General features: G+C 72.2%; 9 protein-coding genes. 6 read left to right on the top strand and 3 right to left on the bottom strand.

Annotated elements, in window-relative coordinates; all coding sequences use genetic code 11:
• Positions 1-77: 77 nt before the first annotated feature.
• On the bottom strand, positions 78-935 hold the full coding sequence (locus HMPREF3086_RS11085; protein WP_070721886.1) for a bifunctional methylenetetrahydrofolate dehydrogenase/methenyltetrahydrofolate cyclohydrolase: 858 nt from the start codon (positions 933-935) through the stop codon (positions 78-80).
• 60 nt (positions 936-995) lie between these two features.
• On the opposite strand from HMPREF3086_RS11085, the gene HMPREF3086_RS11080 reads away from it, so the two are divergent.
• From HMPREF3086_RS11080 to HMPREF3086_RS11060, 5 genes are read left to right on the top strand one after another with little or no spacing between them, the layout of a single operon-like run.
• Positions 996-1,487 (top strand): tRNA (cytidine(34)-2'-O)-methyltransferase, encoded by a 492-nt coding sequence (locus HMPREF3086_RS11080; RefSeq protein WP_070721881.1) that lies wholly within the window; start codon positions 996-998, stop codon positions 1,485-1,487.
• Between the two features lie 14 nt (positions 1,488-1,501).
• Positions 1,502-2,473, top strand: a complete 972-nt coding sequence (locus HMPREF3086_RS11075; RefSeq protein ID WP_246830969.1) for a metal ABC transporter solute-binding protein, Zn/Mn family — start codon at positions 1,502-1,504, stop codon at positions 2,471-2,473.
• On the top strand, positions 2,470-3,288 hold the full coding sequence (locus HMPREF3086_RS11070) for a metal ABC transporter ATP-binding protein (RefSeq protein ID WP_070721879.1): 819 nt from the start codon (positions 2,470-2,472) through the stop codon (positions 3,286-3,288). Before HMPREF3086_RS11075 ends, HMPREF3086_RS11070 begins: the two co-directional genes overlap by 4 nt.
• Entirely contained in the window at positions 3,285-4,154 is an 870-nt protein-coding gene (locus HMPREF3086_RS11065) for a metal ABC transporter permease (protein WP_083324409.1), read from the top strand. Before HMPREF3086_RS11070 ends, HMPREF3086_RS11065 begins: the two co-directional genes overlap by 4 nt.
• Entirely contained in the window at positions 4,151-4,837 is a 687-nt protein-coding gene (locus tag HMPREF3086_RS11060; protein ID WP_061913999.1) for a metal-dependent transcriptional regulator, read from the top strand. Before HMPREF3086_RS11065 ends, HMPREF3086_RS11060 begins: the two co-directional genes overlap by 4 nt.
• A 178-nt stretch (positions 4,838-5,015) precedes the next feature.
• Here HMPREF3086_RS11060 and HMPREF3086_RS11055 read toward each other — a convergent pair whose 3' ends face one another.
• The gene (locus HMPREF3086_RS11055; RefSeq protein ID WP_061913997.1) at positions 5,016-6,407 is read right to left on the bottom strand and encodes an FAD-binding oxidoreductase; all 1,392 of its coding nucleotides are present in this window, start codon (positions 6,405-6,407) and stop codon (positions 5,016-5,018) included.
• Positions 6,408-6,516: 109 nt separating this feature from the next.
• Between HMPREF3086_RS11055 and HMPREF3086_RS11050 the strand changes: the two genes are divergently transcribed.
• Complete coding sequence (locus tag HMPREF3086_RS11050; protein ID WP_061913995.1) at positions 6,517-7,548, top strand: SLAC1 family transporter; 1,032 nt, start codon at positions 6,517-6,519, stop codon at positions 7,546-7,548.
• Between the two features lie 41 nt (positions 7,549-7,589).
• Here HMPREF3086_RS11050 and HMPREF3086_RS11045 read toward each other — a convergent pair.
• The coding region (locus tag HMPREF3086_RS11045; protein WP_070721876.1) for an error-prone DNA polymerase at positions 7,590-10,084 on the bottom strand (2,495 nt) is incomplete at its 5' end.

Genomic DNA, 10,084 nt, shown 5'->3' with positions numbered 1-10,084 from the left:
GGGGCGCGTCCGGCGGGGCCGGGCGTCGGTGGCCCGGTGCCGGGCGCGGTCGGGAGCGGGGTGTGTCACGGGAGCCGTCAGGTGTCGGCGTCGAGCCGCTCGCAGCGCTCGACCACGTTGCTCAGCAGGAACGCGCGGGTGAGCGGGCCGACGCCGCCCGGGTTGGGCGAGATCGCCCCGGCGACCTCCCACACGTCCGGGTGCACGTCACCGGCCAGCTTGCCGTCGAGGCGGGAGACCCCCACGTCCAGCACCGCGGCGCCGGGCTTGACCATGTCCGGGGTGAGCATGTGAGCCACGCCCGCGGCGGCGACGATGACGTCAGCTCGCCGGGTCTCCGCCGCCAGGTCACGCGTGCCGGTGTGGCACAGGGTCACGGTGGCGTTCTCGCTACGCCGCGTGAGCATGAGACCGATCGGGCGACCGACGGTGACGCCGCGGCCGACCACCACGACGTGTGCGCCATCGAGCTCCACCCCGAACCGGCGCAGCAGGTGGATGCACCCGTTGGGGGTGCACGGCAGCGGGGCGGGCTCGCCCAGCACGAGCTTGCCGAGGTTGACGGGGTGCAGTCCGTCGGCATCCTTGGCCGGGTCGATGCGCTCGAGGATCGCGTTCTCGTCGAGGTGCTTGGGCAGCGGCAGCTGCACGATGTACCCGGTGCACGCGGGATCATCGTTGAGCTCGTCGATCACGGCCTCGAGTTCGGCCTGGCTGGTGTCGGCGGGCAGATCGCGTCGGATGGAGGCAATGCCGACCTGCTCGCAGTCGCGGTGCTTCATCTTGACGTAGGAGTGGCTGCCGGGATCGTCCCCCACCAGGACCGTGCCGAGCCCCGGGGGGATCCCCTTCTCCCGCAGCGCGGACACGCGCCGGGTGAGGTCGGCGACGATCTCGTCGCGGGTGAGTTTGCCGTCCAGCTTGATCGCGGTCACGCGCACCAGTATCCCACTCCGGGGCGCGCCCGTTGTCGGGGCGCTGCGAGAATGGCCCCCATGACCGGTGTGGGTGTGCGTGTGTTGTTCGACCGTCCGTGTATCCCACCCAACACCGGCAACGCGATCCGCATGGCCGCCGGCGCGGGGTGCGAGCTACACCTGGCGGGCCCGCTGGGTTTCGACCTGTCGGAGCCGCACCTGCGGCGGGCCGGGCTGGACTATCACGACCTGGCGCACGTCGAGGTCCACGAGGACCTCGAGGCGGCGTACGCCCGGCTCCTGCCGGCACGGGTGTGGGCCTTCTCCGCCCGGGCCGACCTCGCGCTGCCGCAGGTACGGTTCGCCCCCGGTGACGTCCTGCTCTTCGGCCCCGAGCCCACCGGCCTGGCCGAGGACGTCCTCGCCGATCCGCGCGTGACGGCGCGGGTGCGGATACCGATGCTGCCCGGGCGGCGGTCGATGAACCTGTCCAACGCCGCCGCGGTGGCGGTCTACGAGGCATGGCGCCAGCAGGACTACCGGGGCGGTATGGATTTTCCGGCCGATTGATTTAAAGTTTCGGTATGACGAAACTCGGAGGCGCTGCCACCCGTAGCGCCGCCCCTCGTCGGGCAGCCGCAACAGCGCTCACCACTGCGCTCGCGCTGCTGTCCGGGTGCGCGGTCGGCGTCACCGGGCCGGCGGACGTCGACGACCGCCAGAGGTCCGACGCGTCCGGGGACCGGGTGGTGGTGGCGACGACGTTCACGATCCTGGCCGACATGGTCGGACGCGTCGGCGGCGACCGCGTGGTGGTCGAGTCCGTCACCACGCCGGGCGCCGACGTGCACCAGTACGAGCCGACCGTAGAGGACCTCAAGCGGGTCGAGGGCGCGGACCTCGTGGTGAGCAACGGGCTGGGGATGGACGACTGGCTCCTGCGGTTCATCGACGGGACCGACGCCGCCCACCTCGTCACCACGGACGGGGTCGAGCCCCTGCCCATCCGGGCGGGCAACTACACCGGCCGGCCCAATCCCCACGCGTGGATGTCGCCGGTCGAGGGCGCACGCTACGTCCGCGCGATCGCCGACGCCCTCGCCGCCCTCGATCCGGACGGTGCGGCGGAGTACCGCGCCCGCGCCGAGGACTACGTCGCCGACCTGGAGGCGATGGCGGTCCGCGCCCGCGAGGCGGTGGCATCGGTGCCCGAGGACCGCCGCGTGCTCGTCACCTGCGAGGGTGCGTTCTCCTACCTGGCCCGCGACCTCGGGCTGGAGGAGCTGTACCTGTGGCCGGTCAACAGCGAGAACCAGGGCCTGCCCCGGCAGGTCACCGCGTTGATCGACCGGATCCGCGAGCGGGAGATCCCCGCCGTGTTCTGCGAGTCGACGGTCTCCGACGCCGCCATGGAGCAGGTCGCCGCCGAGACCGGCAGCCGCCTGGCGGGCCTGCTGTACGTCGACTCCCTTTCCGGCCCCACCGGGCCCGTGCCCACCTATCTCGACCTCCTCGACCACGACCTCGAGACCATCACCCGGGAGCTGACCTCATGACCGATCGGCCACTGCCCTTCTCCCCGGACACCGGCCCGCCCGCCGTCGTCGTCTCCGACCTCACCGTCGACCGGGGACAGGTCCGGGCCCTCGACGCGGTCTCGCTGTCCGCGCCGCGGGGGGAGATCACCGTCCTGCTCGGCCCCAACGGCTCCGGCAAGTCGACTCTCCTGCAGGCGCTGCTCGGCCTGGTCACCCCCACGGCGGGCTCCGTCCGCCTCCTCGGCACGTCCGTCCGCGGCGCGCTGCGCAGCGGACGAGTCGCGGCGGTGCCGCAGGCCGACGGCATCGACGAGCATTTCCCCGTCACGGCCGCCGAGGTCGTCATGCAGGGCCGTCGGCACTTCACCGGGCCGTGGCGTCGGCCGTCGGGACGGGACCGCGCCGCCGTGGCGGACGCCCTCGAGAGGGTGTGCCTGTCCGGGCTCGCGGCGCGTCGCATCGGCGAGCTCTCGGGCGGCCAGCGTCGCCGGGTCATGTTGGCGCGCTGCCTGGCCCAGGAAGCCGACCTGCTCCTGCTCGACGAGCCGTTCAACGGGATGGACGCCGGCAGCGAGGAGGTCTACATCGACGTCCTGCGCGAGCTCACCGCCGGCGGCCGCACCGCGCTGGTCTCCACCCACCACCTGGGCACGGTCGAGCGGCTCGCCGATTCGGTGGCCCTGCTCAACGGCCGCCTGGTCGCCCACGGCCCGGTCGCCGAGACCACGACGCCGCATGTCCTGTCGACCCTGCTCGGGGCCCGCCTCCCCGGGGCCGCCGACTCCGCCCGGGGCGCCGCCGCGTCCCCTGTCACCGATCGGGCCGTCTCGTGATCGAACTCCTCACCGAACCGATGTCGTACGAGTTCATGCGCCGCGCGCTGCTCGTGGTGACGGCCTCCGGGGTCGCCGGCGCACTGCTGAGCTGCTGGCTGGTCCACATGGGCTGGTCGCTCATGGGCGACGCCGTGTCGCACGCGGTCCTGCCGGGAGTGGTGATCGCGGCGCTGACCGGCATCCCGTTCGCGGTCGGCGCCCTCGTCGCCGCCCTCGTCGCCGTGTGGCTGATCGGCGCGGTCCGCGAGAGCGGGACGGTGCGGCCGGACGCCGCGATGGGCATCGTGTTCACGGCCCTGTTCTCGTTCGGTCTCGTGCTGATCGCCCGGTTCCCCACCCAGCAGGACCTGCACTCGATCCTGTTCGGTTCCGTGCTCGGCGTCCGCGACTCCGACCTCGTGCAGGTGCTCGTCGTGGCCGCCTTCACGGTGATCGTGCTGCTGACGTTCCGGCGCGACCTGATCCTGCTGGCGTTCGACCGGCTCCACGCCCACACCCTGGGGCTGCGCACCCGGGCGCTCACCGCCCTGCTGCTGGCGACGCTGGCCACCGCGACGGTCGCCGGGGTGCAGTCCGTGGGTGTGATCCTGGTCGTGGCGACGCTCATCATCCCGGGCGCGACCGCCCAGTTGGTGGCGGACACGATGCGGGGGACGATGATCCTCGCCGTCGTCGTCGCCCTGATCGGCGGTGTCACCGGCCTGTACCTCGGCTACTACGCCGACCTCCCGCCCGGTCCGGTCGTGGTCCTCACCCAGGCGGTCATCTTCGCGACGGCGCAGTTGCTCGCGCCCAGGCGCGGGGTGATCCCGCGGGCGGTGGCGAGCGCCCGCGGGCGACGATCGGGGATGATGGTCACATGACCGTCGACCCGCCGAGAGCCCTCGCCGACCTCACCCCGACGATCCAGGCCTACCTCATGGCCGTGCACGCGCTCGGCGCCGGCGGCGACCCGGTGACCTCGAGCGCGCTGGCCGAGCGTCTCGGCGCGTCGCCCTCATCCGTGAGCGAGGGCGTCCGCAAGCTGGTCACGATGGGCCTGGCCGAGCACCGGCCGTACGCGCCGGTGGTGCTCACGGAGGCGGGTCGGTCGTTCGCGGTGGCGATGGTGCGGCGGCACCGGATCATCGAGACCTTCCTCTCCCGGTGCCTGGAGTACCCGTGGGACGAGGTGCACGCCGAGGCCGACGCGCTGGAGCACGTGGTCTCGGACCGGTTCGTCGACGCCCTCGACGTGTTCCTCGACCACCCGCGCCGCGATCCCCACGGTGATCCCATCCCCACCCGCGACGGCCACCTCGACCCGCTCGGCGACACCCCGTTGGATCATGTCGACGAGGGTTCTACGGGTGTGGTGACGCGGGTCTCCGACCGTGACAACGCCGTCCTGCGCCACCTCGCCGAGATCGGCCTGCGCCCCGATTCGCCCGTGGAGGTGGTCTCCCGGCAGGTCGAGTTGGGGATCATCTCGGTGTCGTTGGCGGGCCGGGTCGTGCAGGTGGGCACGCCGGTGGCCGCGGCGGTGCGGGTCCGCGTCGACGACTGACGTCGGGCACCCCGTTCGGCGAGCGGGGCGACGACGACGAGGGCCGCGTCCGCCCCGCTCCCCCGCGGTCACTCGCAGAATCGGTCGGTGACCATGAGGTGGGTGCTCGTCGGCCGGGCGCGACCGCGCATCGGGGAAATCCCCGGGATCCGGCCTGATTCCGGCCCGGTGACGGCCGCTACAGCATCGTGCCGGGGTTGAGGATCCCCTGCGGGTCGAGCGCGTTCTTGATGCGCCGGGTCAGGGCCATGACGTCATCGCCCAGCTGCGCGGGCAGCCAGGGAGCCTTGAGGCGTCCGACGCCGTGCTCCCCCGTGATCGTCCCGCCCATCCCGATCGCGAGGTCCATCACCTCGCCGAACGCGAGGCGGGCCCGGTCGGCGCGGTCCGGGTCGTCGTCGGTGAGGACGATGATGGGGTGGGTGTTCCCGTCACCGGCGTGGGCGACGAGGGCGATCGGGACGTCTCGGCGCGCGGAGATCTCCTCGATTCCCGCGACGAGCCGGGGCAGCGAGGGCAGCGGCACGCCGACGTCCTCGAGGAGCAGGGTCCCGACCTTGCCCAGGCTCGTGAACGCGGCCCGGCGCGCCATGGTGAACTGTTCGCCCTCGTCGGGGTCGTCGGTGGCGAAGACCTCGGTGGCGCCGTGGGTGCGGAAGGCCTCGGCCATGAACTCGGTCTCGTCCGCGCGGTCGGGCCCGGTCAGGTCGGACTGCGCGAGAAGCATCGCGCCGGCGTCGGTGTCGAGGCCCATCCGCAGGTCCGCCTCGACGGCGCGGATGCTGACGGTGTCCATGAACTCGAGCATCGCGGGGCGGATTCGGCGGGTGATGGCCAGGACCGCCTCGCTGCAGGCGACGACGTCGGGGAAGATCCCCACCACCGTCGACCGCGGTGGCTGGGCGGGGATCAGCCGCAGGATGATCTCGGTGACGACACCCAACGTCCCCTCGCTGCCGACGAACAGCTTCGTCAGGCTCAGCCCGGCGGTGTCCTTGAGCCGCGGTCCGCCGAGTCGGACGGCGGTGCCGTCTGCCAGGACGACCGTCATCCCGAGGACGTAGTCGGTGGTGACGCCGTACTTCACGCAGCACAGTCCGCCGGCGTTGGTCGCTATGTTGCCGCCGATCGAGCAGATCTCGTAGGAGGACGGGTCCGGCGGGTACCAGAGGCCGTGTTCGGCGACGGCCTGCTTGACCTCGGCGTTGTACAACCCCGGCTGGACGGTGGCCGTACGGGTGACAGGGTCGACGTGGAGGTCGCGCATGAGTTCCGTGGACAGGACTATCCCGCCGTCCACTGCGGTGGCGCCGCCGGACAGCCCGGATCCCGCGCCGCGCGGGACGACCGGGACGGAGTGGGTGCTCGCCCAGCGCATGACCTCCTGGACGTCCTCGGTGGTGCGTGCGCGCACCACGGCGAGGGGCGTACCGGGGTCGGGGGCCTTGGCCCAGTCCTGCCGGTAGCTCTGCAGGACGTCGGGGTCGGTGATGAGGTGTGAGTGGTCGAGACGGGTACGGAGGTCGTCGAGTGCCGCGGCGGGATGACGGTCGGCGGAGGGGACGCTCATGCCCCGAAGGTACGGCGTCGCCCCACCTGCCGCCGCGGTATCCGCGCATGGTCCGCGCCCTCCACCCCCCGGTTCTTCGCGCGTGGGCGGCCGGGGGCATAGTGTCCTGGTGACCGAGACCTCCGGAGCAGGACGAGGACCTGCGGCGTCCGCTGTTCCCGGCCCGGGGCCGGCGTGGTTCGGCGCGGTGATGGGAACCGGTGGCCTGGCCACGCTTCTGCAGACGCACTCGGTGCGGGTGCCCGGTTTCTCCCCGGCAGCGGTGATCATGCTTGTCGCGGGATGGGTCCTCTTGGTCGGGCTGGGCGCGGGGTTCGCCAGGTCGGTGGCGCGCGATCCGGACATGTGGACGTCGTCTGTGCGGGACGCGGCGATGCTCCCGCTGTGGGGCATGGTCTCGATGGGACTGCTCGCGGTGGGGTCCGCCTCGTTCGTCGTGGTGGACGCCCATGCGCCGACGCTGGCGTGGATCGCCTTCGGCGTGGATGTGGCGTTGTGGGCCGCGGGCACGGTGCTCGGCCTGGCCACGGCGGTGGGGTTCGCGGTGTGGCTGTTCGCTACGCGACCCGACCATCCGCTCCCCACGTGGGCGTTGCCGATGGTGCCGCCGATGGTCTCGGCGACGGCGGGTGGCGTGATCGCCCGGCAGTTCGAGTCGGATGTCGCCAGGGTCCTGTTGTCGGCGGCGTGCGTGTTCTGCTTCGTGCTGGCCCTGGCGCTGGGGAGCGCGGTGATCGTGATGGCGTACCACCATGCGTGGTTCCGCACGCCGGTGCCGGTGGTGCTGTCGACCTCGACGTGGATTCCGCTGGGGATCGTGGGACAGTCCACGGCGGCGGCCCAGGTGCTCTCGGGTCCGGCACTGGCGGGTGTGGCCCGGGTGTACGGGGCCACCGTGCTGGTCGCCGGTGCGGGACTTGGCGCGTTCGCGGTTCTGACGACGGTGCGGGGATTCCTGGCCCGGATGCCGTTCACCCCGGGGTGGTGGGCGATGACCTATCCGTTGTCGACCTGCGGCCTGGGCGCTCATTACCTCGGATGGCATGCGGCGAGCCTGCTGACGGTGGCGGTGCTCATCGTCATCTGGGTGGTGTGTGCGGTCGCCAGCGTCCGCGCGATCGCCTCGGTGCGGGCCGCCTGACACCGCCCCTCGGCGGGCCCCTCTGTCGCCGCCCCGGGTGGTCACCGGAAGTCCCTGCTGCGTCCGATGGCCATGCCCAGGTGGAGTCGTTCGATCTTGTCCGCCACCACGCTGACCGCGCCCGAGCGGTTCTCCACGGTGCCGCGAACGATGAGCGCCGGGGCCGATGAGACGATCGGCCGGTAGCGCGCCCACAGCCCGACCGAGCAGACGATGTTGGTCATGCCGGTCTCATCCTCGAGGCTGAGGAAGGTCACGCCCTCCGCGGTGGCGGGCCGCTGTCGGTGGGTGACCGCCCCGGCGACCCGGATGCGGCTGCCGTCGGGGACGTGCGCGAGTCCGGCGGTGGTGCACACCCCCTGGGAGTCGAGCCACGGCCGGGCGTGGACGGTCGGGTACTCCTCCGGGCTGATGCCGGTGGCGGCGAGGTCCGCGGAGGTCAGTTCGAGGAGGCTCATCCCGGGGAGGGCGGGAGCGTCGACCTGGCTGAGCCCGGGCAGCATGCCGGGCTTCTCACGGGCCGCGGTGGCCGCCGACCACAGGGCCGCCCGGCGTCCTCCCGTGCCGAGCGAGTCGAGCGCACCGGCGGTGGCCAGTGCCTCCATCTGCCGGACGGACAGTCCGGTGCGCCCGGCGAGGTCGGCCGCGGAGGTGTAGGGGCCGTGACTGTCGCGCTCGTCGGCGATCGCGGTGGCCAGGTCCTCCCCGATCGCCCGCACGGACTCCAGGCCGAGGCGAACCTCGGTGCCGTCGTTCTCGCATGTGGCGCCGCCGAGCGAGCGGTTGACGCACGGCCGGTGCACGGTGACGCCGTGTCTGCGGGCGTCGGCCACCAGCGACTGGGGTGAGTAGAAGCCCATGGGCTGGCTGCGCAGCAGGGCGGCGCAGAAGATCGCCGGGTGGTGGCATTTGAACCACGCGGAGTAGTAGACGATCGCGGCGAAGGACTGGGAGTGGCTCTCGGGGAAGCCATAGTTGGCGAAGGCGCACATCTTCTCCCAGATCCGCTCCCCCACCTCCGGGCCGGTGTACGGGGTCCCCGGCGGGCTGGTGCCGATGCCGTGCAGTTCGCGCATGCCCGCGAAGAACCGCTCCTTCAGCCGCGCCATCCGTTCCGGTGACCGCTTGGCCCCCATCGCCCGGCGCAGCTGGTCGGCCTCCGCGCCGGTGAAGCCGGCGATCACCGTGGCGATCTGCATGAGCTGCTCCTGGAACAGCGGGATCCCCAACGTCCGTCCCAGTACCTCTTCCAGGGCGGGATGATCGAACTCCACCTTCTCCCGCCCGTTGCGTCGGCGGATGTAGGGGTGGACGGAACCGCCCTGGATGGGGCCCGGGCGGATGAGGGCGACCTCCACCACGAGGTCGTAGAACGTCCGCGGTCGCAGCCGGGGCAGGGTGGCCATCTGGGCCCGGGACTCCACCTGGAACACGCCCACGGAGTCGCCGCGGCACAGCATCTCGTAGACCTGTGGGTCCGCGAGATCGAGCTTGGCCAGGTCCACGTCGAGGTCCTTGTGTTCGGCCGCCAGGTCGATGGCGTGGTGGAGTGCGGTGAGCATGCCCAGACCCAGCATGTCGAACTTGACCAGTCCGACCGCCGCGCAGTCGTCCTTGTCCCACTGCAGCACCGTCCGGCCCGGCATCCGCGCCCATTCGACGGGCACCACGTCGGCCACCGGGCGGTCACAGATCACCATGCCGCCGGAGTGGATGCCCAGGTGTCGGGGCAGGCCGACGAGCTGTCGTGCCAGCGCGAGCACGTCGGGCGGGACGGTGTGCTCGGTGGCCTCCCGCTCGTGGTTCTTCAGCCCCGACCACCGGTCGACGCTCTTGGACCAGGCGTCCTGCTGTCCCGGGGAGTACCCGAGCGCCCGGGCCACGTCCCGCACCGCCGAGCGTCCTCGGTAGGTGATGACGTTGGCCACCTGGGCGGCGTAGTCCCGGCCGTACCGGGAGTAGACGTACTGGATGGCCTCCTCCCGACGACCGGACTCGATGTCCACGTCGATGTCGGGCGGGCCGTCGCGCTCGGGCGCCAGGAACCGCTCGAAGAGGAGTTGGGCGCGCACCGGGTCGACGTTGGTGATGCCCAGGGAGTAGCAGACCGCCGAGTTGGCGGCCGAGCCCCGGCCCTGGCAGAGGATGCCCTCGCGGCGGCAGAACTCGACGATGTCGTGGACCACGAGGAAGTACCCGGGGAAACCCAGCTCGGCGATCACCTTCAGCTCGCGGTCGATCTGCGCGTACGCCTCCGGCATCTCCTCGCGGGTGCCGTAGCGGCGGGCGGCACCGGCGTAGGCGAGCTCGGCGAGCATGGTGTCCTCGGTGTGTCCCTCGGGGACATCGAACGGCGGCAGCTGCGGAGCGATGAGTCGCAGGTCGAACGCGCACTCCCGACCCAGCCTGTCGGCCCCGGCGACGGCGTCGGGCCACCGGTCGAACAGGTCGGCCATCTCCTCTCCCGAGCGCAGGTGGGCACCGCCCGCCGCGGGCAGGTGCGCGGCGTGGGTCTCGAGCGCGTCACGCGCGCCGA

Origin of the sequence: Dietzia sp. HMSC21D01 (assembly GCF_001815995.1) — a bacterium.
Taxonomy (GTDB): domain Bacteria; phylum Actinomycetota; class Actinomycetes; order Mycobacteriales; family Mycobacteriaceae; genus Dietzia; species Dietzia cinnamea.
Note: the sequence above shows the minus strand (reverse complement) of the source record. Positions and strands in the feature narration are given on the sequence as shown.

Coding starts and splice junctions, on each gene's coding strand:
- HMPREF3086_RS11080 (WP_070721881.1), top strand. CDS start 996: ATGACCGGTGTGGGTGTGCGTGTGTTGTTCGACCGTCCGTGTATCCCA.
- HMPREF3086_RS11055 (WP_061913997.1), bottom strand. CDS start 6,407: ATGAGCGTCCCCTCCGCCGACCGTCATCCCGCCGCGGCACTCGACGAC.
- HMPREF3086_RS11070 (WP_070721879.1), top strand. CDS start 2,470: ATGACCGATCGGCCACTGCCCTTCTCCCCGGACACCGGCCCGCCCGCC.
- HMPREF3086_RS11075 (WP_246830969.1), top strand. CDS start 1,502: ATGACGAAACTCGGAGGCGCTGCCACCCGTAGCGCCGCCCCTCGTCGG.
- HMPREF3086_RS11060 (WP_061913999.1), top strand. CDS start 4,151: ATGACCGTCGACCCGCCGAGAGCCCTCGCCGACCTCACCCCGACGATC.